The sequence below is a fragment of the Pseudomonas sp. GL_091 genome, assembly GCF_057837725.1.
Window position 1 is genome coordinate 2,145,947 of record NZ_CM174451.1, and the last position, 25,097, is coordinate 2,171,043.

Annotated in this window: 23 protein-coding genes and 5 tRNA genes; 16 read left to right on the forward strand and 12 right to left on the reverse strand. The window is 60.6% G+C overall.

The features are described 5' to 3' along the window. Window positions 1-5: 5 nt before the first annotated feature. Complete coding sequence (locus tag AC3ITY_RS09890) at window positions 6-1,712, reverse strand: copper resistance system multicopper oxidase (protein WP_489308739.1); 1,707 nt, start codon at window positions 1,710-1,712, stop codon at window positions 6-8. An 80-nt stretch (window positions 1,713-1,792) separates the two neighbouring features. Further along, window positions 1,793-2,521, reverse strand: coding sequence for a murein L,D-transpeptidase catalytic domain family protein (locus AC3ITY_RS09895; RefSeq protein ID WP_489308741.1), 729 nt, complete (start codon window positions 2,519-2,521; stop codon window positions 1,793-1,795). Between the two features lie 81 nt (window positions 2,522-2,602). Between AC3ITY_RS09895 and AC3ITY_RS09900 the strand changes: the two genes are divergently transcribed. Continuing rightward, a complete protein-coding gene (locus tag AC3ITY_RS09900) occupies window positions 2,603-4,366 on the forward strand; it encodes a L,D-transpeptidase family protein (RefSeq protein WP_489308743.1) in 1,764 nt (587 codons plus the stop codon). Window positions 4,367-4,521: 155 nt separating this feature from the next. Here the strand turns inward: AC3ITY_RS09900 and AC3ITY_RS09905 are convergent, their stop codons facing one another. After that, entirely contained in the window at window positions 4,522-4,989 is a 468-nt protein-coding gene (locus tag AC3ITY_RS09905) for a hypothetical protein (protein ID WP_489308745.1), read from the reverse strand. 243 nt (window positions 4,990-5,232) lie between these two features. On the opposite strand from AC3ITY_RS09905, the gene AC3ITY_RS09910 reads away from it, so the two are divergent. Beyond that, window positions 5,233-6,804: a sensor domain-containing diguanylate cyclase gene (locus tag AC3ITY_RS09910; protein WP_489308747.1), complete on the forward strand. Its 1,572-nt coding sequence runs from the start codon at window positions 5,233-5,235 to the stop codon at window positions 6,802-6,804. 112 nt (window positions 6,805-6,916) lie between these two features. After that, window positions 6,917-8,323, forward strand: a complete 1,407-nt coding sequence (locus AC3ITY_RS09915) for a DUF1254 domain-containing protein (RefSeq protein WP_489308749.1) — start codon at window positions 6,917-6,919, stop codon at window positions 8,321-8,323. 34 nt (window positions 8,324-8,357) lie between these two features. Here the strand turns inward: AC3ITY_RS09915 and AC3ITY_RS09920 are convergent, their stop codons facing one another. After that, a complete protein-coding gene (locus tag AC3ITY_RS09920) occupies window positions 8,358-8,684 on the reverse strand; it encodes a hypothetical protein (RefSeq protein WP_489308751.1) in 327 nt (108 codons plus the stop codon). A 177-nt stretch (window positions 8,685-8,861) separates the two neighbouring features. On the opposite strand from AC3ITY_RS09920, the gene AC3ITY_RS09925 reads away from it, so the two are divergent. Continuing rightward, a complete protein-coding gene (locus tag AC3ITY_RS09925) occupies window positions 8,862-9,692 on the forward strand; it encodes an arylamine N-acetyltransferase family protein (RefSeq protein WP_489308753.1) in 831 nt (276 codons plus the stop codon). Window positions 9,693-9,746: 54 nt separating this feature from the next. Here the strand turns inward: AC3ITY_RS09925 and AC3ITY_RS09930 are convergent, their stop codons facing one another. Beyond that, window positions 9,747-10,052: a BrnA antitoxin family protein gene (locus tag AC3ITY_RS09930; protein ID WP_489308755.1), complete on the reverse strand. Its 306-nt coding sequence runs from the start codon at window positions 10,050-10,052 to the stop codon at window positions 9,747-9,749. Window positions 10,053-10,055: 3 nt separating this feature from the next. Beyond that, window positions 10,056-10,337 carry a BrnT family toxin gene (locus AC3ITY_RS09935; RefSeq protein ID WP_489308757.1) on the reverse strand — a complete coding sequence of 94 codons (282 nt, stop codon included), beginning with the start codon at window positions 10,335-10,337 and terminating at the stop codon, window positions 10,056-10,058. Between the two features lie 255 nt (window positions 10,338-10,592). Between AC3ITY_RS09935 and AC3ITY_RS09940 the strand changes: the two genes are divergently transcribed. Continuing rightward, window positions 10,593-12,110: a nucleobase:cation symporter-2 family protein gene (locus AC3ITY_RS09940; protein WP_489308759.1), complete on the forward strand. Its 1,518-nt coding sequence runs from the start codon at window positions 10,593-10,595 to the stop codon at window positions 12,108-12,110. A 183-nt stretch (window positions 12,111-12,293) separates the two neighbouring features. On the opposite strand, the gene AC3ITY_RS09945 is transcribed toward AC3ITY_RS09940, so the two are convergent. Next, a tRNA-Asn gene (locus tag AC3ITY_RS09945) sits at window positions 12,294-12,369 on the reverse strand. Window positions 12,370-12,596: 227 nt separating this feature from the next. Between AC3ITY_RS09945 and AC3ITY_RS09950 the strand changes: the two genes are divergently transcribed. After that, entirely contained in the window at window positions 12,597-12,827 is a 231-nt protein-coding gene (locus tag AC3ITY_RS09950) for a hypothetical protein (RefSeq protein ID WP_007978659.1), read from the forward strand. Here AC3ITY_RS09950 and AC3ITY_RS09955 read toward each other — a convergent pair. The 3 genes from AC3ITY_RS09955 to AC3ITY_RS09965 all read right to left on the reverse strand — a co-directional run bounded on the left by AC3ITY_RS09955 (window position 12,824) and on the right by AC3ITY_RS09965 (window position 14,703). Beyond that, window positions 12,824-13,033, reverse strand: coding sequence for a hypothetical protein (locus AC3ITY_RS09955; protein ID WP_347907606.1), 210 nt, complete (start codon window positions 13,031-13,033; stop codon window positions 12,824-12,826). The two genes, AC3ITY_RS09950 and AC3ITY_RS09955, sit on opposite strands and share 4 nt — an antisense overlap. A gap of 135 nt (window positions 13,034-13,168) precedes the next feature. After that, window positions 13,169-14,365 carry an amino acid aminotransferase gene (locus AC3ITY_RS09960; protein WP_489308762.1) on the reverse strand — a complete coding sequence of 399 codons (1,197 nt, stop codon included), beginning with the start codon at window positions 14,363-14,365 and terminating at the stop codon, window positions 13,169-13,171. A gap of 161 nt (window positions 14,366-14,526) precedes the next feature. Continuing rightward, window positions 14,527-14,703, reverse strand: a complete 177-nt coding sequence (locus AC3ITY_RS09965) for a hypothetical protein (RefSeq protein ID WP_489308764.1) — start codon at window positions 14,701-14,703, stop codon at window positions 14,527-14,529. On the opposite strand from AC3ITY_RS09965, the gene uvrB reads away from it, so the two are divergent. Next, window positions 14,702-16,717 (forward strand): excinuclease ABC subunit UvrB, encoded by a 2,016-nt coding sequence (uvrB, locus tag AC3ITY_RS09970; RefSeq protein ID WP_489308765.1) that lies wholly within the window; start codon window positions 14,702-14,704, stop codon window positions 16,715-16,717. The genes AC3ITY_RS09965 and uvrB overlap by 2 nt on opposite strands. 74 nt (window positions 16,718-16,791) lie before the next feature. On the opposite strand, the gene AC3ITY_RS09975 is transcribed toward uvrB, so the two are convergent. Continuing rightward, a complete protein-coding gene (locus AC3ITY_RS09975; RefSeq protein ID WP_263287350.1) occupies window positions 16,792-18,342 on the reverse strand; it encodes an MDR family MFS transporter in 1,551 nt (516 codons plus the stop codon). Beyond that, window positions 18,332-19,420 (reverse strand): HlyD family secretion protein, encoded by a 1,089-nt coding sequence (locus AC3ITY_RS09980; RefSeq protein ID WP_223454268.1) that lies wholly within the window; start codon window positions 19,418-19,420, stop codon window positions 18,332-18,334. Before AC3ITY_RS09980 ends, AC3ITY_RS09975 begins: the two co-directional genes overlap by 11 nt. Before the next feature lie 230 nt (window positions 19,421-19,650). Here AC3ITY_RS09980 and gltX point away from each other — a divergent pair, with 230 nt between their 5' ends. From gltX to AC3ITY_RS10025, 9 genes are all read left to right on the forward strand, one after another. Next, window positions 19,651-21,132, forward strand: coding sequence for a glutamate--tRNA ligase (gene gltX, locus AC3ITY_RS09985; RefSeq protein WP_223454270.1), 1,482 nt, complete (start codon window positions 19,651-19,653; stop codon window positions 21,130-21,132). 202 nt (window positions 21,133-21,334) lie between these two features. Continuing rightward, window positions 21,335-21,410 (forward strand) — tRNA-Ala (locus AC3ITY_RS09990). 79 nt (window positions 21,411-21,489) lie between these two features. Further along, a tRNA-Glu gene (locus AC3ITY_RS09995) sits at window positions 21,490-21,565 on the forward strand. Window positions 21,566-21,618: 53 nt separating this feature from the next. Continuing rightward, window positions 21,619-21,694, forward strand: a tRNA-Ala gene (locus AC3ITY_RS10000). A gap of 80 nt (window positions 21,695-21,774) precedes the next feature. Beyond that, window positions 21,775-21,850 (forward strand) — tRNA-Glu (locus AC3ITY_RS10005). 184 nt (window positions 21,851-22,034) lie between these two features. After that, on the forward strand, window positions 22,035-22,574 hold the full coding sequence (locus tag AC3ITY_RS10010; RefSeq protein ID WP_223535177.1) for a TetR/AcrR family transcriptional regulator: 540 nt from the start codon (window positions 22,035-22,037) through the stop codon (window positions 22,572-22,574). 29 nt (window positions 22,575-22,603) lie between these two features. Beyond that, on the forward strand, window positions 22,604-23,437 hold the full coding sequence (locus AC3ITY_RS10015; RefSeq protein WP_223535178.1) for an alpha/beta fold hydrolase: 834 nt from the start codon (window positions 22,604-22,606) through the stop codon (window positions 23,435-23,437). A 49-nt stretch (window positions 23,438-23,486) separates the two neighbouring features. Next, window positions 23,487-23,936 carry an acyl-CoA thioesterase gene (locus tag AC3ITY_RS10020; RefSeq protein ID WP_223535179.1) on the forward strand — a complete coding sequence of 150 codons (450 nt, stop codon included), beginning with the start codon at window positions 23,487-23,489 and terminating at the stop codon, window positions 23,934-23,936. Between the two features lie 184 nt (window positions 23,937-24,120). After that, window positions 24,121-25,080, forward strand: coding sequence for a tRNA dihydrouridine synthase (locus AC3ITY_RS10025; RefSeq protein WP_008050845.1), 960 nt, complete (start codon window positions 24,121-24,123; stop codon window positions 25,078-25,080). The last annotated feature ends 17 nt before the right edge of the window (window positions 25,081-25,097 follow it).

The window sequence follows — 25,097 nt, forward strand, 5'->3', positions numbered from 1 at the left end:
GCGCCTCATTCTTCCACGCGAACTTCACGGAACATGCCCATTTCCATGTGGTACAGGAGATGGCAGTGATAGGCCCAACGGCCGAGCGCGTCGGCTGTGACCCGATAGCTGCGCCGGGAGCCCGGTGGCATGTCGATGGTGTGTTTGCGCACCATGAACTGGCCGTTCTCGTCTTCGAGGTCGCTCCACATTCCATGCAGGTGGATGGGGTGCATCATCATCGTGTCGTTGACCAGCACGATCCGCAGGCGCTCGCCGTACTTGAGGCGCAGGGGCTGTGCATCAGAGAACTTCACGCCGTTGAACGACCAGGCGAATTTTTCCATGTGGCCGGTCAGGTGCAATTCGATGGTGCGGCCAGGCTCGCGGCCGTCCGGGTCTTCGAAGGTGCTGCGCAGGTCGGAGTATGTGAGTACGCGGCGTCCGTTGTTGCGCAGGCCCATGCCGGGATCGTCGAGTTTCGGTGAGGTGGACATGGCTTGCATGTCCACCAGCGGGTTGTCGGTTTCCGAGGCCGGGTGGGACTGCATGCCGGGCATGTCGCCCATGGCCATGTTGCTGTGATCCATGCCCGCCATGCTGCCGTGGTCCATGCCGCCCATGCCCATGTCATCCATGGTCACCAGCGGGCGCGGGTCCAGTGGCGGCAGCGGCGCAATCAGTCCCGACTTCATCGTGAGGGTGCCGCGGGCGTAGCCGGTGCGATCCATCGCCTGGGCGAACAGGGTGTAGGCCGCTTCGGTCGGTTCGACGATAACGTCGAAGGTTTCCGCCACGGCAATGCGAAATTCGTCGACGCTCACCGGTTTGACGTGCAGGCCATCGGCGGCGACCACGGTCATTTTCAGGCCGGGGATGCGCACGTCGAAGTAGCTCATGGCCGAGCCGTTGATGAAGCGCAGCCGCAGCTTTTCCCCCGGGCGGAACACCCCGGTCCAGTTCATGTCCGGCGCCTGGCCGTTCAACAGGTAGGTGTAAGTGGCGCCGCCGACGTCTGCCAGGTCGGTAGGGTTCATCTTCATCTCGGCCCACATTTTGCGATCGGCGACGGTCGGCCCCCAGCCTTTTTCGCTGACGTCGTGGATGAAGTCGCCCACGGTGCGTTTGTTGAAGTTGTAGTAATCGGACTGTTTTTTCAGCGTCTTCATCAGGCCGACCGGGTCTTCGTCGGTCCAGTCGCTGAGCATTACCACGTAGTCGCGGTCGTACTGGAACGGCTCCGGGTCCTTGGCGTCGATCACCAGCGGGCCGTAGACGCCGGATTGTTCCTGAAACCCCGAATGGCTGTGATACCAGTAGGTGCCGTTCTGCCGCACGGTGAACTGGTAGACGTACATGCCGCCGGGCTCGATGCCCTTGAAGCTCAGCCCCGGCACACCGTCCATGTTGGCCGGCAGCAAGATGCCGTGCCAGTGAATGGAGGTGCTGTCCTTGAGTCTGTTGCGTACCCGCAGCGTCACCGTATCGCCTTCACGCCAGCGCAGCAGGGGGCCGGGAATGCCGCCGTTGATGGTCATTGCGGTGCGTGGGCTGCCGGTGAAGTTGACCGGGGATTCGCCGATGTACAGGTCGAAATCGTGACCGGCCAACACCTGCGGTTCGCCGGGACTGCTGATCGCCCAGACCGGCGTGCGCCATAACCCGAGGCCGCCGAAGAGCCCGCCGATGGCCAGGCTTTTGACGAAGGTGCGTCTTGAAGTGTGGGAGTGCATGCCGTGTGTTCCGCCCGTCAGCCTGTTGAACTTGTCGACGAGGCTAGCGGGCGGTGCCTTTCAGCAGGCTGAGGCGGGGATTACAGTTTTGACAGGTTGGGCGTCGCTTTCTGGTTTGAAGTGGGCTTTTCCCTTGAGGCCACGGTGTCGCCGCCGCAGTTGATGTAGGAAGACGACTTCAACCAGCGTTGGTCCGGGTAGTAGGAAAACAACAACTGCCCGTCCTTCATCGAATCGATCAGCCGATGGGCAATCGCCGGTCTGACGGCCGGGCAACCCAGGCTGCGGCCGATGCGGCCATTGGCGCGGGCCAGCACCGGGCTGACATAGGGCGCGCCGTGAATGACGATGGCCCGGTCATAGGCGTTATCGTTGAAGCCGGGCTCCAGGCCTTCCATGCGCAACGAGTAACCGTTCTGGCCGAGGTAGCTTTCCTGGGTGCGGAACAGGCCGAGGCTGGTGGCGTGGCTTTCATTGCGGTTGGAGAACAGCGTGGCCATGTTTTCACCGCTGTTGCGACCATGGGCGACCAGTTCGTGAAACAGCAACTTGCGCCGTTTAAGATCGAAGACCCACAGGCGTTGTTCGGTCGAGGGCAGGGAGTAATCGATCACCGCCAGTCTTTGGGCGGGGGCGACACCTTGGGCACGGCTGCATTGGGTGGCACGAACGGCCAGGGCAATCACTTTGGCGTCGGCGCCGGGTGCTGCTTTGACCAGCGCGTTTTCAAGCGAATCGGCGTAGGCTGACGTTACTGAAAGGCACGTCAGTAAAATGGCAAATAAAAGGCCAAAGCGGTTTAGCGCCATAGTCGGGTCTCATCATGATAATTTCGAGTCTAGCAGCGAGTGGAAAGCTAGCCGTTTGAAACGGAGGATTAAGGATTATCCATGATGCAATTAACAAGGTCATTCGTCATAAGCCGCATATTTTTTATGGGCTTTCTGATCAGCGGTGCGGCGTTTGGGCAAACTTCGCCGATTGAGCCGGTATCTGCGGCGAGCAGCGCAATCGATGCCGCGGCGCCCGACGACGCGGTCGGCCAGGCGATTCAGGCGACGCTGGAACCGCTGCACTCGGCCTTTCCGCCGTTGCTCACCTCCAGGCGCCATCAGCGTGTGGATGTCAGCCGGGTGGTGCTGGATTTCTATATGCATCGCAACTATCGCGCCGCGTGGACGGATGAGCGTGACGTGGCCCAGTTACTCAAGAGCCTTGAAAACACCCGGATCGACGGCCTGAATCCGGCGGATTTCCGCATCTCCGAACTGGCGCAGGCCCATGAAGCGCTCGTAGCGGCCATGCCTTCCACGGCGCAACGGGCGATGTTCGACATGGCGGCAACCCACACGTTCATTACCGCGCTGCTGCAACTGCGACGGGGTAAAGTCGATCCGTCGCGGCTGGACATTCACTGGAATTTCGATCCTGCCGGCGGCAATGCCCACGAGGACATGAACAAACTGTTTGTCGCCCTCGATGCCCTCGATGCCCACGACGTGGCGCGTGCATTCGCCGATGCACCGCCTCAGGAAGAGATTTACCGCAATTTGCGTGAAGGCCTGGCCCGGTTGCGCCAGGTGCACGCTGCGGGCGGCTGGCCGAAAGTCACCGAAGGGCAATCGCTCAAGCCCGGCATGGACGGGGTGGCGGTTGCACAATTGCGCGCGCGTCTGGTGGCGGGCGGGTACCTGGATGCGCACCTGTCGAAAAAAGCCGGTTACGACGACAAGGTCATTGCCGCGGTGAAGAAGTATCAGGCTGAGCAATACCTGGGGGCCGACGGCGTGGCGGGGGCGGCGACGCTGGCAGCTCTGAACGTGCCGGTCGAGGCGCGGATCGATCAGGTGCGGGTCAACATGGAGCGCGCCCGTTGGCTGTTGTACAAGCTTCAGGGCACGTTCGTGATCGTCGATATCGCCGGATACAAGGTGGCGATGTACCGCGACGGTCTGCCGATCTGGCGTTCGCGGGTGCAAGTCGGTAAACCGGTGCGCAGTACGCCAGTGTTCCAGGCCGAAATCACCTACATCACGTTCAACCCGACCTGGACAGTGCCGCCGACCATCCTCAAGCAGGACGTGATTCCAAAAGTCCAGAACGATCCAGGCTATCTGGCGGCCAACCGGATTCGCGTGCTCGATCGCGAAGGCAATGTGCTCGATCCGTCGAGCGTTGACTGGAGCAACCCGCGAGGCATCCACCTGCGTCAGGATGCCGGTCCCGACAGTTCGCTGGGGCAGGTGGTGATCCGTTTCCCCAACGACTATGCGATTTACCTGCATGACACACCGCACCGCGAGCTGTTTGCCAAAACGGTCCGGGCCACCAGTTCAGGCTGCATCCGCGTGGAAAACCCTTTGCAACTGGTCGAGCTGTTGTTCAACGACCCGGTGCGCTGGAACAGCGCCGGCATCCAGAAGCAGTTGGCCAATGGCAGGACCGAGAACGTCCTGCTGCCGGTGAAAGTGCCGGTGCTGTTGGCTTACTGGACCGTGGACCTGAGCAAAGACGGGCGGGTGACGTTCAAGCCCGACATTTATGATTACGATGCCAGGGTGCTGCAGGGCTTGAGTCAGCCTACGAAGTTGCCCGCTCTGGACTTGCGTCGCGCAGAGGTACCGCTGGTGGTGACGGGGCAGAACAATCCGTAATGACTAGACCCGGACACTGTAGGAGCGAGCTTGCTCCGGGCGGCGTTCCGACGATGGACTCAAGAGCGCCGCGTTTAGCCAGTAAGTACGCGTTATCGTTAACGACCATCGCGAGCAAGCTCGCTCCTACAGGGGGGCGGTATTCAGCTACCTCCCTAAAGCGCCAACCCTTGTTGCACCACTGCCAGCAGATCGGTTTCCGTCAGCGCCACCGCATCCAGCTGCGCGGTGGCCTGCTCGATCGTTTGTAGCCACCAGTGTGTTTCACCGTGTTCGTCCACGGTGCGCAACAGGGCGAGTTCGTTGCCTTGCGTGTGGATCTCGACCCGACCCTCGCCATCGGCGGTGAAGCGTGCAACCGGGTCAAAGGTAATGCTGTGCTCGTTACCGGTGATCACCAACTGGTCGATGGCGTAGTTGTAAGCGTCGCCATCGGGGTGACTCTCGAACACGTGGGTGGGGTTGCGCCGCAGGACCAGGCCCGCTTCGGTCAAGGGCAGCAGCCAGGTCTCTATCCGTTGATACAGTTCGTAGACCTGGCCCGGCCAGCCATCGATCGCCTGATCCGCGCCGGTCAGCCGTGTCTGTTTCAATTTTGCGGCGAGTTCGTCTGCCTTGCTCATGTCGATTCCCTGTATTGAGGTCAGTCTAATCGTAGCTCGTAGACGCGCAGGCAGCGCTTGCCCTGGGTCATGTTTGTGGCACAGGCAGGGCGCGGACGTTGTGCTCGGCCAGCACCGCCGGGCCAGTGCGACCACTGGGCAAGTGGTCGCCCATTTATCGCGGATAACCCCGTAAACTACGGCCCACAAAGACTGAGGGCTTTGGCTCGTTGCCCATGCCTTGCCCCCCGACAGGATGAACTTTTGCCCACTCGCTTTAACGACCCCGACCACGCCCCTGGCGTCGCATTGAAACGCATACCGCTGCGCAAGGCCGCGGTATTGTTCATTGCCACGGTGTGTCTGTGCCTGTGCGGTTTGCTTTACCTGCAACTGGAACAGTCCCGTCGCCATGACCTGAGCCAGGCGCAAGTGGCGTCTTCGAACCTGACGCGGGCCATGGCGCAGCAAGCCGAAGACACCTTCATGAAGGCCGACCTGGTGCTGACCAGCCTGGTGGACTGGATTCAGGTCGACGGTTTCGGCCCGGACCAACGGCCACGCTTGCAGCAGACCTTCGCCCGGCGGGTGCTGGCGCTGGATCAGTTGCACGGCATCCTGCTGTTCGACCAGAAGGGCCAGTGGGTGGTGACCTCGTTTGAGAACCTGCCCCGGGGGGCCGGGGTCGCGGATCGCGAGTACTTCAAGTACCACCAACAGAACGTATCGTCGGTGGCGCATATCGGCCCGGCCATCCGCAGTCGGGAAAACGGCGAGTGGATCATTCCGATTTCCAAGCGGGTCAACGACAGGAACGGCCATTTCCAGGGCGTGTTGCTGGCCGGCATCAAGATGTCGTACTTCGACCAGTTCTTCAAAAGCTTCAGCCTCGACGACAACGGCTCGATGTTTCTCGGCTTGACCGATGGCACGTTATTGGCGCGTCGACCTTTCGTAGAGGCGCAGATCGGCGTGTCGCTGGCCCAGGGCGAGATTTTCCAGAAGTTCCTGCCGCTGGCCACCTCCGGCAATGCGATGTTCACGTCCATCATCGACGGTGTGACACGCATGTACGGTTACCGCCAGCTGGAGGCGTATCCGTTGGTGGTCGCCGCTGCGTCGTCCACGGAGACCATTCTCGCGGGCTGGTACGACACGGCGTTTCGCTCCAGCCTCATCGTTGCCCTGGTGTTGCTGGTCGTGGGTTTGTTCGGGTGGGTGTTCCTGCATCAGGTGCGTGTTGGCGAGCGGGTCGAGTCGGATTTGCGCAGGGCCCAGCAAGCACTGGAGCTGATCGCCACCCACGACAGCCTGACCGGGCTGGCCAACCGCCGACTGTTCGAGCGGGCGCTGGGCATCGAGTTCGGGCGCGGCGCCCGGCAGGCCAGCCCTTTGAGCCTGATCATGCTCGATATCGATTACTTCAAGCGCTACAACGACACCTACGGCCACGTGGTGGGGGATCACTGCCTGGCCGAAGTGGCACGCGCGCTGAAGAGTTGCTGCCACCGCAAGGCCGATCTGGCGGTGCGTTACGGCGGTGAAGAGTTTGCGGTGCTGCTGCCGGACACCGACATCCACGGCGCCATGACGATTGCCGAGCAGATCCGCCGCAGCGTCATCGACAAGCACATCAATCACACCGGCTCGCCCAACGGTTACGTGACGGTCAGTCTGGGTTGCTATTCGTTTGTGCCGTCGGGGCGTGACAGCATGGACGTGTTTGTCGAACGGGCGGATGCAGCGTTGTATCAGGCCAAGCATTCGGGGCGAAACCGCGTGGCAACGTTGTCGATGGCCGGCGGTGTCGAGGCGTTGATGCGTTCCGACCGTTGAAGTGCTTTTGCTGCCGGTGGTCTGTCTCCCGGGCCTGGCGGAATTGATCGTCTAGAGTTCCGTTAGCGCTGCCGAACCCGGCAGGCTCCCCCTCGCACGGACGATCGCCAACATGTTGCTACCTCCAACATTGACAGCCGTTGCTCTGACCGTCGCAGCCGCTGCCATCTTCCCGCTGGCCAGCCACGCGCAATCGAAAATCACCGCCGAAGAAGCTCACGCAATCGGCGTGGATGCCTACATCTATTTTTACCCGCTGCTGAGCATGGACCTCACTCGCAAGCAGTTCACCAACATCGAGCCGGGCAAGGAATTCGGCAAAGGCCCGATGAACATGTTTGTGAGTGTGCCGCAGTACCCGCCTGCCGATTTCAAAGGGGTGGTGCGTTCCAATTTCGACACCTTGTATTCAATTGCCTGGCTGGACTTGACCAAGGAACCGCTGGTGATCGCCGCGCCCGATACCGACGGGCGCTTCTACCTGTTGCCGATGCTGGATATGTGGACTGACGTGTTCGCTTCGCCGGGCTGGCGCACCACGGGCACCGAGGCCGGGCAATTTCTGGTGACGCCGCCGGGGTGGAACGGCACGGTGCCCGCCGGGATGAGTCACCTGCCGGCGCCCACCCCCTTTGTCTGGATCATCGGCCGGACCAAGACTGATGGCGCGGCGGATTACGCGGCGGTGCACAAGATCCAGGCCGGCTACACGGTGACGCCGTTGTCCCGGTTGGGCAAGGAACCTGAGGCCGTCACCGTGAAAGTCGACCCGGCGGTGGACATGAAAACGCCGCCGAAGATTCAGGTCGATTCCATGTCGGCTGCCCATTATTTCACTTACGCTGCCGAACTGCTGAAGGTGAACCCGCCGCACAGCACCGATCAGCCCATGCTGGCGCAGCTCAAACGGATCGGCATCGAAGCCGGCAAGCCGTTCAACATGGACGCACTGGACCCAAAAATCCAGGCCGCGCTGCAAACGGTGCCCCAGGATGCGCAAGCCTTGATGACCTGGAAAGTGCCGACCCTGGCACGGGAGGTCAATGGCTGGTCGATGAACACCGACACCATGGGCGTCTACGGCAACTACTACCTCAAGCGCGCCATCGTCACGCAGATGGGGCTCGGTGCCAACCTGCCCGAGGACGCGATTTATCCGCTGAACATCGGCGACAGCAACGGCAAGCCGCTCGAGGGTGCAAACAAGTACGTGCTGCATTTCAAGAAAGGCGAGGCGCCGCCGGTGAACGCCTTCTGGTCGATCACCCTGTATGACCCGGAGGGGTTCCAGGTCGCCAACTCACTCAATCGTTTTGCGGTCAGTAGCTGGATGCCGTTCAAGGCCAACGCCGATGGCTCGCTGGACCTCTATTTCCAGAACGAAAGCCCCGGCAAGGACCTGGAGGCCAACTGGCTGCCGGCACCCAAAGGGCCGTTCAACCTGACCATGCGTTTGTACGGCCCGAAAGCCGAGGCGCTGAATGGCAAATGGAACCCGCCGGCGGTCAAGCCGATGTAAGCCTCAGGCAACAAAAGCCGCCAATGACTGCACGTCATTGGCGGCTTTTGCCTGTCCAGCTACCCGTCCCGCCGCCAGCACCGCCGGTTCCGCCACCGGGCGCACCGGTGCCGCCGCCCGCGCCACTACCAGGACCATTGACGCCGGTGCTGCCGCTTGACGTGCCGGGGCCATGACTGCGGCTGTAGTCACCCGAGGGTGCGCTGGGTCTGTTGTTGCCTGGCAGCATGTTTGAGTTGCGGGTTGCACTGGGTGCCGTACCGGTCGCGCCAGTGCCAGTGCCGGACGCCGCAAACGTAGCCAGGGGCGTTGTCGACAACAATCCCGCCAAGAGCAGCGAAGTCATTCTGATGTTCATCATGGTCGTCTCCAGAGATGAGTCGTTACCTGATGCTGGTGTGTAGGGCTGCGCACGCGCAGTAGAATTTTTTCATTTCCGGTGATTGGCTAAATCAATTGTCGGCGGCAGTGCTTAATCCCGTATACATAACGGCCACTGGCGGAGCAATCCGCCGCTTGCGTGCAAAAGGATTGAACGATGAGCGAGCCACGCCTGACTGACCGTGCTTTGTATCTGCGACGCCTGGGCTTCGATACACCTCCGGCGCCGACCCTGGAAACCTTGCGCCAACTGCAATTGCGCCATACCGGCGTTTTCCCGTTTGAAAACCTCACCACATTATCCGGCGAACCGGTGCTGATCGACTTGCCGTCTATCGAGCAGAAAGTCCTGCATGGCGGTCGTGGTGGTTACTGCTACGAACTCAACAACCTGTTCCTGGCCTTGCTTCAGGAATTGGGTTTCGAGGCCCGTGCCATTAGCGGCCGGGTGGTGATGGGCCAGCCGGAGGGCGCCTGGACTGCCCGGACCCATCGCCTGAGCCTGGTCATCATCAATGACGTGCGCTACATCACCGACGTCGGCTTCGGCGGCATGGTGCCGACCGCGCCCCTGTTGCTCGATTCCCGCGCCGAACAACTCACCCCGCACGAGCCGTATCGCATTGACCTGCACGTTGACGGTTTTACCCTGCGCGCCAACGTTGCGGGCGAGTGGCGAGCGATGTACATCTTCGATCTGCAACGCCAGGAAGATATCGATTTTGCGGTGGGCAACTGGTACGTCTCGACCCACCCCGAGTCGTCTTTCGTCAAGCAGTTGATGGTGGCGCGCACCGGGGAGGGCTGGCGGCGTACGCTCAACAATGGCAGCTTCGCGATTCACCGGATTGGCCATGACAGCGAGCGACGGGAGGTGACGGATGTTCAGGAATTGATTGGCTTGCTGGGCAGCGAGTTCGGCATTCGCGTACCGGAACAGGCGCAATTGGCGCGGACTCTGGAACGATTGATCGCAGCGCCGCAATAGCTGGCTGATCGTAGACATCGCAAAGGGCTGATCGATTGATCGGCCCTTGGTGTTTCAGGGCCGAACACCCGGCTCCATCACCCGTTGGATTTCGCGCAAGGCCTCTGCCAGTTTCTGCTCCAGGCCCTTGAGTTCGGCAGGGGTGAGGGTTTGTTTCAGGTGTGCGCTCTTGCCTTCGTTGAGCAGGGCCCGGCGCAACGTATTGTTGATCGCCGTCTGGTAACCGTACCCCTCGTTTTCTGCCAGGGCCCGGGCGGCTTCGATGACAGCGTCATCGAGCATGATGGTAATGCGGGTCTTGCCTTTGGCGGGCACCACGGCCCCGCGCCTGGCGTTACTGAAATCGTATTCATCTTTCATCGGTCATGCCTCCAGATACTGACTGCGCTCGCTTTTGGTGGCGATGCGCGCGGAAATGATTCGAACGAAATTCGGATCGCGGTGGGTGTACGCGACGACCTGCAACCGGCCTTTGGCATCCAGCCCCAGGGTGATCCAGCGTTGTTCATCATGGTGGTTGTCCTCGATGGTCAGCGCTCGTTCGTCATGGAATACCGGTTCAGTCTCTGCGAGGCTGATGCCTTGGTGCTTGAGTTTGTTGGCTGCGTTCTTTGCCTTGTGGAACTGAATTTCGAATGGCTTCATTATGCATACTTTATATGTATATAGAAGAGGCAGGCCTTACCGATGGTCGCCAGGAATTCAAAAGACTAGTCAGCACCCCGGGGGTGGGCAGCGAGGGATGTATTTCAAGGTTTTTGGCGGGGCCAGGAGGGTAGGTGGCAGGCGGAAATGGACAAGTATCCATTTTGTGACTGATAAGTTGTATACAACTCTATAGACATTTGTCCCGAGTATTGAATACAGTGTGCGAATAACAAAAACCAGGGAACCCCCTCCATGAAAACGCCCCATGTTTCACACCAACGGCCCGAGGACGAAAATCTTGGGATCGGCGCGAATATGGCTTATGGCCTGCAACATGTTCTGACCATGTATGGCGGTATCGTCGCGGTGCCATTGATCATCGGCCAGGCGGCCGGGCTCTCGCCGGCGGACATCGGTTTGTTGATTGCTGCTTCATTGTTTGCGGGGGGGCTGGCAACACTGCTGCAAACCCTGGGTTTACCGTTTTTTGGTTGTCAATTGCCGCTGGTACAGGGCGTATCCTTCTCCGGCGTCGCGACCATGGTGGCGATTGTCAGCAGTGGTGGGGAGGGCGGGTTTCAGTCGGTGCTGGGGGCGGTGATAGCGGCGTCCCTGATCGGTTTGCTGATAACCCCGGTGTTCTCGCGTATCACCAGGTTCTTCCCGCCGCTGGTGACCGGCATCGTAATCACCACCATCGGCTTGACGCTGATGCCGGTAGCCGCGCGCTGGGCCATGGGCGGCAACAGTCATGCGCCGGACTTCGGCAGCATGGCGAACATCGGTCTGGCGGCGGTAACGCTGGTGCTGGTGCTGCTGCTGAGCAAAATCGGCAGTGCGACCATCTCCCGCCTGTCGATTCTGCTGGCCATGGTGGTCGGTACGATTATCGCGGTGTTCCTCGGCATGGCGGATTTCTCGTCCGTGACCCAGGGCCCGATGTTCGGCTTCCCGACGCCGTTCCACTTTGGCATGCCGACCTTCCACTTCGCTGCGATCCTGTCGATGTGCATCGTGGTGATGGTGACGCTGGTGGAGACCTCGGCGGACATTCTGGCCGTCGGTGAGATCATCGGCACCAAGGTTGACTCCAAGCGCCTGGGCAACGGCCTGCGCGCCGACATGCTGTCGAGCATGTTCGCGCCGATCTTCGGTTCCTTCACCCAGAGCGCCTTCGCCCAGAACGTCGGTCTGGTGGCGGTCACCGGCATCAAGAGCCGCTTCGTGGTGGCCACTGGCGGTCTGTTCCTGGTGCTCCTCGGCCTGCTGCCGTTCATGGGCCGGGTCATCGCCGCCGTACCGACCTCGGTACTGGGTGGCGCCGGCATCGTGCTGTTCGGCACCGTCGCAGCCAGCGGCATTCGTACTTTGTCCAAGGTCGACTACCGCAACAACGTCAACCTGATCATCGTCGCGACCTCGATTGGCTTCGGCATGATCCCGATCGCGGCACCGAACTTCTACGATCACTTCCCAAGCTGGTTCGCGACCATTTTCCATTCGGGCATCAGTTCCTCGGCGATCATGGCCATCGTGCTGAACCTGACCTTCAACCACCTCACCGCCGGTAACTCCGACCAGCAATCGGTGTTTGCGGCCGGTACCGAGCGGGTGCTGCGTTATCAGGATCTGGCGGCGTTGCGTGAAGGGGACTACTTCAGCGACGGTAAGCTGCATGATTGCGACGGCAAGGAGATTCCGGTGCTGGAATCGGAACATGGCGTGGCAGAACCACGGGCAGCGCACGCGAAAAGCAGTGAGCATGTCTGATTAGTAAAGGCGTCCTTCGGGATACTGTAGGAGCGAGCTTGCTCGCGATGGACTTAAGAACGCCGCGTTTACCAAGTAGTACGCGCTTTCGTTAACGACCATCGCGAGCAAGCTCGCTCCTACATTCCGGCCACAAAAAAGCCCCTGGATCTTTCGATTCAGGGGCTTTTCGATGTTGCTGTCTGGCTCCACGACCTGGACTCGAACCAGGGACCCAGTGATTAACAGTCACTTGCTCTACCAACTGAGCTATCGCGGAATGGCGCGTATCTTACTGATTCAAAAAGGGAAGTCAAGCATCGAATAACAATTTGAGCGAATCATCGGGACGGGCGGTGGTTTAGCGGCGATTGGCGGTTACCAGGATCGCCCCAGAGGTCTACCATGGCCGCCCGGAAGTGGTGACACGCGCTGCCGGCCATTCGCCGAAAAGGTACGCGCCATGAATCATTTGACCCTCACACCTCTACACCACGGGGTGCACCCATGAGCATTTCCCAGATCAGCCTGCCCAAAGGTGTCGGCCCTCACGCCGAAAAGTTGTTCGACGCCATCACACAGGCCGGCACGGCTGAAGCATTGAACCGTGCTGGCGGCAAGGCCGAAGGTTTTGTCCTTGGCCTGGAAAGCACTAAAGCGATCAAGAGCCAGGTCGCTGAATCGCTGTATGTCGCCTACGACGACGCTGCCAGCCAGCGTGCGACCGAACTGGCTTAACCGCCGAAGGTAATCGTGCCAAGCATCAGTTTGGCGTAGAGCGCCGTGGCACCCAATTGCACCAGCCACAGGGCCAGGCCGCCGAGAAACACACCGGCGGCCACTTGCATCACCAGGTTGTTGCCGCGTTTTGTCGGGGCGCGGGGGGTGAAGTGATCCAGGTCATCCAGGTCATCGCGGTCGGCGCGCAGGTCATCGTTTTTCATGTGGGTTCTCGCAGGAATTCCAGGGTGTATACAAGCCTGTGGAGTTTAGAGGGCAGAGCCAGCGCTTTGAGATTAATCTGCAACAAATAAAAAACGGGAAGCCAGTGGCTTCCCGTTTTTCATTTCAAGGCGTAATCAGATGACTTGGACGATAGCGTCCGTCACAACCTTGATGTTGCTCTGGTTCAGCGCAGCCACGCAGATGCGGCCGGTGTCCAGGGCGTAGATGCCGAACTCGTTGCGCAGACGGTGAACTTGCTCAACCGTCAGGCCGGAGTAGGAGAACATGCCGCACTGACGACCGACGAAGCTGAAATCGCGCTGAGGCGCTTTTTGTGCCAGCAGGTCGACCATCTGGGTGCGCATGCCACGAATGCGCAAGCGCATTTCGGCCAGTTCGGCTTCCCACTGGGCACGCAGTTCCGGGCTGTTCAGTACGGCAGCGACAACGCTGGCACCGTGGGTCGGCGGGTTGGAGTAGTTGGTGCGGATCACGCGTTTGACTTGCGACAGCACGCGCGCGCTTTCTTCTTTCGATTCGCTGACGATCGACAGGGCACCCACGCGCTCGCCGTACAGCGAGAACGACTTGGAGAACGAGCTGGAAGCGAAGAAAGTCAGGCCCGATTCAGCAAACAGGCGTACGGCAGCGGCGTCTTCGTCGATGCCATCGCCAAAGCCCTGATACGCCATGTCGAGGAACGGCACGTGGCCTTTGGCTTTAACGACTTCCAGGACGTTTTTCCAGTCCGCCGGGCTCAGGTCCACGCCGGTCGGGTTGTGGCAGCAGGCGTGCAGCACAATGATCGAGCCGTTTGGCAGCGCGTTCAGGTCTTCCAGCATGCCGGTACGGTTCACGTCGTGGGTCGCGGCGTCGTAGTAACGGTAGTTCTGTACCGGGAAACCGGCGGTTTCGAACAGTGCGCGGTGGTTTTCCCAGCTCGGGTCGCTGATCGCCACAACGGCGTTCGGCAGCAGTTGCTTGAGGAAGTCGGCACCGATTTTCAGTGCGCCAGTACCGCCAACGGCCTGGGTGGTGATGACGCGGCCAGCGGCGATCAGCGGCGAGTCATTGCCGAACAGCAGCTTTTGCACGGCCTGGTCGTAGGCGGCGATGCCGTCGATTGGCAGGTAGCCACGGGAAACGTGTTGAGCGGCGCGAATGGTTTCGGCTTCGACAACGGCGCGCAGGAGTGGAATTCGCCCATCCTCGTTGCAGTAAACACCGACCCCCAGGTTGACTTTGTTGGTCCGGGTATCGGCGTTGAATGCTTCGTTGAGGCCCAGGATTGGATCGCGTGGTGCCATTTCGACAGCGGAGAACAGGCTCATTATTGCGGCGGCTCTGAATGGAGAGTGGAGGGACGTGTCGCGCTCCAGCCGAATGCACTAGAGCGGTGCACAAACGGGGAGCTAGTATAGAGGCCATCGGCGATGGCTGGCGACAGGCGAATCAGCATTTCGGGTAAGTTTTTCCGATTATTTATCGACCGTTAGTCGAATGGCGTCGGCAAAGGTTTTGCGCGATGTAGGACGTTTGCCTTGAAAGCGCTGGCAATCGGCTCCACATTGAGCACAATCCAGTTTTTTCTTCGGGCGACAGTCGGTCGTTTGCGGTCTTTCTCGTTCGTGCCGGTTTTACCGGCAAGAGTGATCCAGAGGTATTTCATGTCTGAATTCCAGCTAGTCACCCGCTTCGAGCCCGCCGGCGATCAGCCGGAAGCCATCCGCCTGATGGTCGAGGGTATCGAAGCCGGGCTGGCGCACCAGACGCTGCTCGGTGTGACCGGCTCGGGCAAGACCTTCAGCATCGCCAACGTGATCGCCCAAGTGCAGCGCCCGACCCTGGTGCTGGCGCCGAACAAGACCCTGGCGGCGCAGTTGTACGGGGAGTTCAAGGCGTTCTTTCCGAACAACGCGGTGGAGTATTTCGTTTCCTACTACGACTACTACCAGCCGGAAGCCTACGTGCCGTCCTCGGACACCTTCATTGAGAAAGACGCTTCGATCAACGATCACATCGAGCAGATGCGTTTGTCGGCGACCAAGGCATTGCTTGAGCGCAAGGACGCGATCATCGTCACCACGGTGTCCTGCATCTACGGTCTGGGCAGCCCGGAAACCTACTTGAAGATGGTGTTGCACGTGGATCGCGGCGACCGGCTCGATCAGCGCGAATTGCTGCGACGCCTGGCCGACCTGCAGTACACCCGCAACGACATGGATTTTGCCCGTGCGACCTTCCGCGTGCGTGGCGATGTGATCGATATCCACCCGGCGGAGTCCGATTTCGAGGCGATCCGCATCGAGCTGTTCGACGATGAAGTGGAAAGCCTGTCGGCATTCGATCCGCTGACCGGCGAAGTCATTCGCAAACTGCCGCGCTTCACCTTCTACCCGAAGAGCCACTACGTGACGCCACGGGAAACCCTGATGGGCGCGGTCGAAGGCATCAAAGTGGAATTGCAGGAGCGCCTGGAATACCTGCGCTCCAACAACAAACTGGTGGAGGCCCAGCGCCTGGAGCAGCGCACCCGTTTCGATCTGGAGATGATCCTCGAACTGGGTTACTGCAACGGCATCGAAAACTACTCGCGCTATCTGTCCGGTCGTGAAGCCGGCGCGGCGCCACCAACCCTTTACGATTACCTACCGGCCGATGCCTTGCTGGTGATCGACGAATCCCACGTCAGCGTTCCGCAGGTTGGCGCCATGTACAAGGGCGACCGCTCGCGTAAAGAGACGCTGGTGGAATACGGTTTCCGCCTGCCTTCGGCCCTGGACAACCGGCCGATGCGTTTCGATGAATGGGAACGCATCAGCCCGCAGACGATTTTCGTCTCGGCGACCCCGGGCAACTATGAAGCCGAGCACGCCGGGCGCGTCATTGACATGGTGGTGCGCCCGACCGGGCTGGTGGACCCACAAATTGAGATCCGCCCGGCACTGACCCAGGTCGATGACTTGCTGTCGGAAATCAGCAAGCGCGTGGCGGTCGAGGAGCGGGTGTTGGTCACGACGCTGACCAAGCGCATGGCCGAGGACCTGACCGACTATCTGGCGGATCACGGCGTGCGTGTGCGCTATCTGCACTCGGACATCGACACCGTGGAGCGGGTCGAGATCATCCGCGATCTGCGCCTCGGCACTTTCGATGTGCTGGTGGGCATCAACCTGCTGCGTGAAGGCCTGGACATGCCGGAAGTGTCGCTGGTGGCGATCCTCGATGCCGACAAGGAAGGTTTCCTGCGTTCCGAGCGCTCGCTGATCCAGACCATCGGCCGGGCGGCGCGTAACCTCAATGGCCGGGCGATTCTGTATGCCGACCGCATTACCGGTTCCATGGAGCGCGCGATCGGCGAAACCGAGCGCCGTCGCGACAAGCAGATCGCCTTCAACCTGGCCAACGGCATCACCCCCAAAGGCGTGTTCAAGGACGTTGCCGACATCATGGAAGGCGCCACCGTGCCGGGTTCGCGCAGCAAGAAGCGCAAAGGCATGGCCAAGGCCGCCGAGGAAAACGCCCGGTACGAAGCCGAACTGCGCTCGCCGGGCGAGATCGCCAAGCGCATTAAAGCCCTGGAAGAGAAGATGTACCAGCTCGCCCGAGACCTGGAGTTCGAGGCCGCGGCGCAGATGCGCGACGAGGTTGCCAAGTTGCGTGAGCGGTTGTTGACGGTCTGAGATCTGCGGTGAATGTGCTGGCCCCTTCGCGAGCCTGCTCGCGAAGGGGCCAGTCTTGGCGCCACAATACTTGACTAGTGTGCCTCGCCAGCCTTCAACCCCTCCGGCAATTTCCTGGTCAGCAACACCGCCACCATGCTGATCCCCAGCGCAATCCCGACAAAATGAAACGCATCGTTATAGGCCATGATCGACGCCTGTTGGTGGGCGATCTCGCTGAGTTTGCCCAGTGCTGCCGTTTCATTGCCCAGCCGATCAGCCAGCGAGGCGATCCGTTCAGCCACCTGCGGATTGCTCGGCACGATGGATTCACGCAGGTAGTCAAAGTAAACCTTGGTCCGCGCATCCAGCAGCGTGGCGAGCAGGGCGATGCCGATGGCGCCGCCGAGGTTGCGCAGAATGTTGAACAGGCTCGAGGCCGATCCCGCATCCTGGGGCAGGATGTAGGCGGTGGCGATCAGCGAGATGGTCACCATGATCAGCGGTTGGCCCAGGGCGCGGATGATCTGGATCTGATTGAACTGCGGCCCGGCAAAGTCCGGGTTCAGCACGCCCGAAGAGAAGCTCGCCAGCCCGAATAGCCCGAAGCCCAGCGTGCACAGCCATTTCGGCGAGACGAACTTCATCAGCTTGGGCACCAGCGGGATCAGAAACAGCTGCGGCACGCCCATCCACATGATCACTTCACCGATCTGCAGGGCGTTGTAGTTCTGGATCTGCGCCAGGTACAGCGGCAGCAGGTAGATCGAGCCGTACAGCCCGACCCCCATCCCGACGCTGGAAATACTGGATAACCCGAAGTTGCGGTTGCCGAGGATGCCGAGATTGATCAGTGGATTGGGTTTGGAAAACTGCACGATCACAAAGCTGATCAGGCTGACCAGCGCGATGCTGCCCAGGGTCACGATCAGGTTCGACTCCAGCCAGTCCTTGCGATGGCCTTCCTCTAGAAACACCTGCAAGCAACCAAGCCCGACGCCGAGGGTGAGAATGCCGGCGTAATCGGTGCTTTTCAGCAATTCCCAGTGGGCTTCTTTTTTCTCCAGGCCGTACATCAGTCCGGCGATCATGATCAGGCCGGGCGGGATGTTGATGTAGAAAATGTATTCCCAGCCCCAGTTCTCGGTCAGCCAGCCACCAAGAGTAGGGCCGATGGAGGGCGCGAAGGTGGCGGTCATGGCGAACATGGCCATGCCTTTGGCGCGGTGGTGTTCCGGGAGCTTGATCAGGGTCAGGGTGAACGCCAGCGGAATCAGCGCGCCACCGGTAAAGCCTTGCAGGGCGCGGAACATGATCATGCTTTCCAGGCTCCACGCCATGGAGCAGAGCAGGGACGCGGCCAGGAATCCGAGGGACACCCACACCGCCAGGCGCCGGGCCGACAGCAACTGCACGAGCCAGGCGGTGAGCGGGATCATGATGATTTCCGCCACCAGGTACGAGGTGGAAATCCATGAACCTTCTTCCAGGGTCGCCGACAGCGCACCCTGGATGTCCTTGAGCGAGGAGTTGGTGATCTGGATGTCCAGCACCGCCATGAACGCACCGAGCATCACGCTCATCACCGCAATCCAGTCCCGCCGGGTCGGTTCGCCGACCGGGCGGATCAGTTGATCACCGGCCATCGTCAGGGGCGTCTTTGTGGCTCACTTTGGGGATGACATCTTCAGGGGCGTCCTTGATGTTCACCTTGGCGGTGACCGACATGCCCGGGCGGATCTTGCCGCGCAGCGGATTGTCCGCGGCGAAGGTCAGTTTTACCGGAATCCGTTGTACGACTTTGGTGAAGTTGCCCGTGGCATTGTCCGGCGGCAACAGGCTGAACTGCGCACCCGAGGCGGCGAACAGGCTGTCGACCCGGGCTTTGATCGGGGTGTCGCTATAGGCGTCGAAGGTCAGTTCGGCTTCCTGGCCAGGCTGCATGTGGCCAATCTGGGTTTCCTTGAAATTGGCCTGAATCCAGATGTCTTCGTCCGGCACGATCGACAACAGGTAAGCGCCGGCCTGCACGTATTGGCCTTCGCGGGCTGCACGCTGGCCGATCAGGCCGCTGATTGGCGCGTGGATTTCGCTGCGGGTCAAGTTCAGTTCGGCCTGGGCGAGGTCGGTTTTGGCATTGGCGATCTGCGCGTCAAGGCGTTTGATCTCGGCGTTCAGTGCGTTGACTTGCTGACGCTGACTTTGCGCGTCCGCCTGGGCCTTGGCCACTTGCGAGCGGGCGATGTGGGATTCGGCGGAGAGGGTGGTCACGCGTTCTTCCGAGACATAGCCGGGTTTGCGCAAGGTCTCGGCGCGGGTCAGGTCGATCTGCGAGCGACCGAGGCTGGCCTGGCTGGACGCGACTTGCGCTTCGCTGGCGGCAATCAGGCTGGCCTGCTGGGTCAGTTTGCTCTGGGCTTGCAGGCGTTCGGCCTCGCGGGTGGCGAGGGTCGCGTTGGCACGGTCGACGGCGAGGCGGAAATCGTCGCCTTCGAGTTTGACCAGCAACTGGCCTTTCTCGACATGCTGGTTGTCCTGCACCAATACCTGATCGATGCGCGCGCCCAATTGGCTCGACACACGGGTGATCTCGCCCTGGACATAAGCGTTGTCGGTGCTTTCATAAAAGCGCCCCTTGAAGAACCAGTGGGCGAACAGGCCCCCGGCAATCAACAGGATGATCAGCAGGAAAAAGGACAGGCGACGCTTGAGTTGGGCAGGCATGAGGCAAACTGTAGTCGAGAAATTGTAAGAGAAGTTATCAGCAGGCAAATCTGGCATACAGCCGATTAACGGTAAATGCCATTGGCCGATATTCGGCCATTCACCGCGTCATACGGGCGTTACAGACGCAACCTTGGCTTAAATGCCCTGTTCACTGGAGCCGGGCGGGTGTCGCCTGTTACCATTCGCGCCTTGTTTGAACTTCGCTTTTATTCCTTTCGAGACATGCCATGACCACCGTCCGCACTCGCATCGCGCCATCGCCTACCGGGGATCCCCACGTAGGTACCGCCTACATCGCCTTGTTCAACTACTGCTTTGCCAAGCAGCACGGCGGTGAGTTCATCCTGCGGATCGAAGACACCGACCAACTGCGTTCGACCCGCGAGTCCGAACAGCAGATTTTCGACGCCTTGCGCTGGCTGGGGATCGACTGGAGCGAAGGCCCGGACGTCGGCGGCCCGCACGGTCCGTACCGTCAAAGCGAGCGCGGCGATATTTATCAGAAGTATTGCCAGCAGCTTGTGGAGCTCGGCCATGCCTTCCCGTGCTTCTGCACCGCCGAAGAGCTGGACCAGATGCGCGCCGAGCAGATGGCTCGCGGTGAAACCCCGCGTTACGACGGCCGCGCGCTGCTGCTGTCCAAGGAAGAAGTTGCCCGTCGCCTGGCGGCTGGTGAGCCCCACGTCATCCGGATGAAAGTACCGAGCGAAGGCGTCTGCGTGGTGCCGGACATGCTCCGTGGCGACGTTGAAATCCCGTGGGACCGCATGGACATGCAAGTCCTGATGAAGACCGACGGCCTGCCGACGTACTTCCTGGCCAACGTGGTCGACGACCACCTGATGGGCATCACCCACGTATTGCGCGGCGAAGAGTGGCTGCCATCGGCACCGAAGCTGATCCTGCTGTACGAGTACTTCGGCTGGGAGCAACCGGAGCTGTGCTACATGCCGCTGCTGCGTAACCCGGACAAGAGCAAGCTGTCCAAGCGCAAGAACCCGACCTCGGTGACGTTCTACGAGCGCATGGGCTTCATGCCGGAAGCGATGCTCAACTACCTGGGGCGCATGGGCTGGTCGATGCCGGACGAGCGCGAGAAGTTCTCGTTGCAGGAAATGGTCGACAACTTCGATCTCAAGCGCGTGTCCCTCGGCGGGCCGATCTTCGACATCGAGAAACTGTCGTGGCTCAACGGCCAATGGCTGCGTGACCTGCCGGTGGAAGAGTTCGCCACGCGCGTGCAGAAGTGGGCGTTCAATTCCGAATACATGATGAAGATCGCTCCGCACGTGCAGGGCCGCGTCGAAACCTTCAGCCAGGTGGCACCGCTGGCCGGGTTCTTCTTTGCCGGTGGCGTGAACCCCGATGCCAAGCTGTTCGAATCCAAGAAGCTCTCGGGCGATCAGGTCCGCCAGTTGATGCAGTTGATCCTGTGGAAGCTCGAAAGCCTGCGTCAGTGGGAGAAGGACAGCATCACCGCGACCATTCAGGCGGTGGTCGAATCCCTGGAGCTGAAGCTGCGTGATGCCATGCCGCTGATGTTCGCTGCGATCACCGGCCAGGCCAGTTCGGTGTCGGTGCTCGATGCGATGGAAATCCTCGGGCCGGACCTGACCCGTTTCCGTCTGCGCCAGGCCATTGACCTGCTGGGCGGCGTGTCGAAGAAAGAAAACAAAGAGTGGGAAAAGCTGCTGGGCGCTATCGCCTGAGCACGCCTGACTCTGCGGTAGCCGTCGGAGGCCGGGATCTTTTGTTCCTGTCCTCCGGCGTTTTCCCCCGAATTTATGGGGGGAGGGCGGTAAGTGGTTGTTATGTCGGCAAAAAATTTTAAATTTTTTGAAAAATAAGTTTGACAGGCTTTCGATACGCCCTTAAGATTCGCCCCGTCCTCAGCGATGACATCAACGATGAGGGGCTATAGCTCAGCTGGGAGAGCGCTTGCATGGCATGCAAGAGGTCGACGGTTCGATCCCGTCTAGCTCCACCAAATTACACTTCAAGGTCTGGCCACGCCGGCCTTGAAGCGATCAACACTCAGCGTTGGTCTGTTGTATAGAAGGGTTTGCGTCCCCTTCGTCTAGTGGCCTAGGACACCGCCCTTTCACGGCGGTAACAGGGGTTCGAGTCCCCTAGGGGACGCCAGTTTTACAGAAGCGATGTTGCAAGATGTCGCTCCGCCGCGAGGCGAAAAATCCGGGGCTATAGCTCAGCTGGGAGAGCGCCTGCATGGCATGCAGGAGGTCAGCGGTTCGATCCCGCTTAGCTCCACCAATTTTACAGTTCAAGGTCTGGCCACACCGGCCTTGAATCGATCAGCTCTCAGCACTGATCAGTTGTATAGAAGGGTTTGTGTCCCCTTCGTCTAGTGGCCTAGGACACCGCCCTTTCACGGCGGTAACAGGGGTTCGAGTCCCCTAGGGGACGCCACGATTACCCGCTCTGCGGGATTTATAAGGGTCATTCAATTATTGAATGGCCCTTTTGTTTGTCTGGCGTTTGGCCAAATTCCTCCATTTCCAAAAAAACTGTTCTTCAGACCAGCGGTCACATCCATGACTTGCTAAAATTTATTATGAGAATAATATTTCAATCGTAATATTCGGAGGCAACGATGAACGATAAAAAAGCTCAAACCCGCGAACGCATCCTCAAGGCTGCCAGCGCAGCGCTGATTCAGCGCGGCCCGGCCGAGCCAAGTGTGGGCGAAGTGATGGGTGCGGCGGGCCTGACGGTCGGCGGCTTCTACGCCCACTTCGAAAGCAAGGACGCGATGATGCTCGAGGCGTTCAGGCAATTGCTCGGTCACCGCCGCGACCTGATTGCCGAAATGGATGCGCAGTTGACCGGCGAAGAGCGCCGCGCGTTGGTGGCAGCGTTTTATCTGTCGCGCAAGCACCGTGATTCCTCCGACTCGGCCTGTCCGATCCCGGCATCGGTCGGCGAACTGGGGCGGCTGCCGGAAGCGTTTCGTATCGCGCTCAATGAGCATGTGGAATTGATGGTCGCGCAGTTGGCGGCCAGCCCTGAAGAAACCGAAAAAGCCCTGGCCGACATGGCCTTGATGGTGGGTGGGCTGGCTCTGGCGCGGGCGCTGGGGCCGGGAGAGTTGTCCGATCGATTACTGCGCGCCGCCAAATCGGCAGTGCGTTGACCTGAAGGCTGCGGCCTGAGGAGAATGCGATGAGCGCGTTAAAGTGGGTTCGTGGCGTTAATGGCACCTTGGGCTGGTTTGCCCCGAAACTGGTCGCAAGCAAAATGCGACAGGCGTTCATGACGCCACGGGATCTGCCGCTGCGTGACTGGGAGCTGCCGCTGTTGGCGAAGTCTGAGCGGATTACCCTGCGTTTCGGTCTCTCGGCCTTGCGCTGGGGGCAGGGCCCGGCAGTCTTGCTGATGCATGGTTGGGAAGGGCGGCCAACGCAGTTTGCCAGCCTCATCACCGCGCTGGTCGATGCCGGGTACTCGGTCGTGGCCCTGGATGGTCCGGCCCACGGTCGCTCACCGGGCAGTGAGGCGAATGTGGTGCTGTTCGCCCGCGCCATGCTTGAAGCGGCCGCCGAACTGCCACCCCTGCAAGCGGTCATCGGCCACTCCATGGGCGGCGCCAGTGCGATGCTCGCGGTCCAGTTGGGCTTACGCACCGAAACCCTGGTCACCATTGCCGCTCCGGCGCGAATTCTCGGCGTGTTGCGTGGTTTTGCCCGCTATGTCGGGTTGCCACCGAAGGCCCGCTCGGCATTCATTCGCCAGGTCGAGCAAGACGTCGGCATGCGAGCCGCGACGCTGGATGTCGCGCACTATCAACTCGACATGCCCGGCCTGATTGTCCACGCCGAAGACGACAACCTTGTCTCTGTGAAGGAATCCCAGTTGATTCACGAAGCGTGGTTCGACAGCCGCTTGTTGCGTTTGAAAGACGGTGGTCATCAGCGAGTGTTGGCCGACCCGCGGGTGATTGATGGCGTGTTATCACTGCTGGCCGGGCGCAGTCTGCAATCACGCCAATCCGCCTGAGCTTCCGTTACACTGCCCCGGTCGAAATTATCTGACCAGGGAGTCGGGCATGGGCTGGGATCGGGAAACGCCGTTCATCATTGATCTGCAAGTGAGCGCCGAGGACATTGACGGGTTGGGGCACGCGAACAACGCGGTCTACGTGACCTGGCTCGAACGCTGTGCCTGGCGCCACTCCCAGCGCCTTGGCCTGGACCTGGTCGAATATCGACGGCTGGACCGGGCGATGGCGGTGGTGCGCCACGAGATCGATTACCTGGCGGCTGCCTATGAGGACGATGAGTTGCAATTGGCGACCTGGATCATCGATTGGGACCAGCGCCTGAAAATGACCCGGCACTTCCAGCTGATCCGCCCCAGCGACAACACCACGCTATTGCGCGCGCAGACCACGTTCGTTTGCATCGAACTGTCCACCGGCAAGCCCAAGCGCATGCCGGCAGAATTCATCGAGGGCTATGGTCCGGCGATTCAGGTGCAGGAGTTGGTACAACCCTGATTCCCTGTGGGAGCGGCGGTGCGGCGGTCCGACTTGCTCGCGAAGGCGGTCTGTCATTAGCGATGATGTTGGCTGATCCACCGCTTTCGCGAGCAAGCCCGCTCCCACAGGTGGTCGCGATGTTCTGCAGATTCTTCGCGCAATCCAGTAAACTGCCGCACGTTTTTCCTCGAGTGTGTTTTTCATGCAAATTGCTTTGGCGCCCATGGAGGGGTTGGTCGACGACATCCTGCGCGATGTGCTGACCCGCGTGGGTGGTATTGACTGGTGCGTGACCGAGTTCATTCGGGTCAACGACCAGTTGCTCACACCTGCCTATTTCCACAAGTTCGGCCCGGAGTTGCTCAACGGTGCCCGGACGGCCTCAGGCGTGCCGCTGCGTGTGCAACTGCTCGGTTCCGATCCGGTGTGCCTGGCGGAAAATGCCGCGCTGGCCTGCGAGCTGGGTTCCGAAGTGATCGACCTGAACTTCGGCTGTCCGGCCAAGACCGTGAACAAGTCCCGTGGTGGCGCGGTACTGCTCAAGGAGCCCGAGCTGCTCAACCAGATCGTCGAGCACGTTCGTCGTGCCGTCCCCGCGCACATTCCAGTCACCGCCAAGATGCGCCTGGGCTTCGACAGCCCGGACGGTTCGCTGGTGTGTGCCACGGCCCTGGCCGAAGGTGGCGCCGAACACATCGTGGTGCACGCGCGGACCAAGGTCGACGGCTACAAACCGCCAGCACACTGGGAGTGGATTCCGCGGGTGCAGGACGTGGTCAAGGTGCCGGTGTTCGCCAACGGCGATATCTGGAGCGTCGAAGACTGGCGTCGCTGCCGCGAAATCAGCGGTGTGGAAGACATCATGCTCGGTCGTGGCCTGGTTTCGCGTCCGGACCTTGCCCGGCAGATCGCCGCGGCGCGGGCCGGTGAGGAGGTCGTCGAGATGACCTGGGCCGAGTTGCTGCCGTTGATTCAGGACTTCTGGTTGCAGGCCAAGGCACAGATGACGCCACGCCAGTCGCCGGGTCGCCTGAAGCAATGGCTGGCGATGCTGACCCGCAATTATCCCGAGGCGGTGGAGCTGTTCACCGTGCTGCGTCGTGAGACCGAGCTGGATAATGTCTCGCGTTTGCTGGGGCTGCCGGTGGCTGAAGCGGCCTGAGCTTTTTTTGTGCCTTG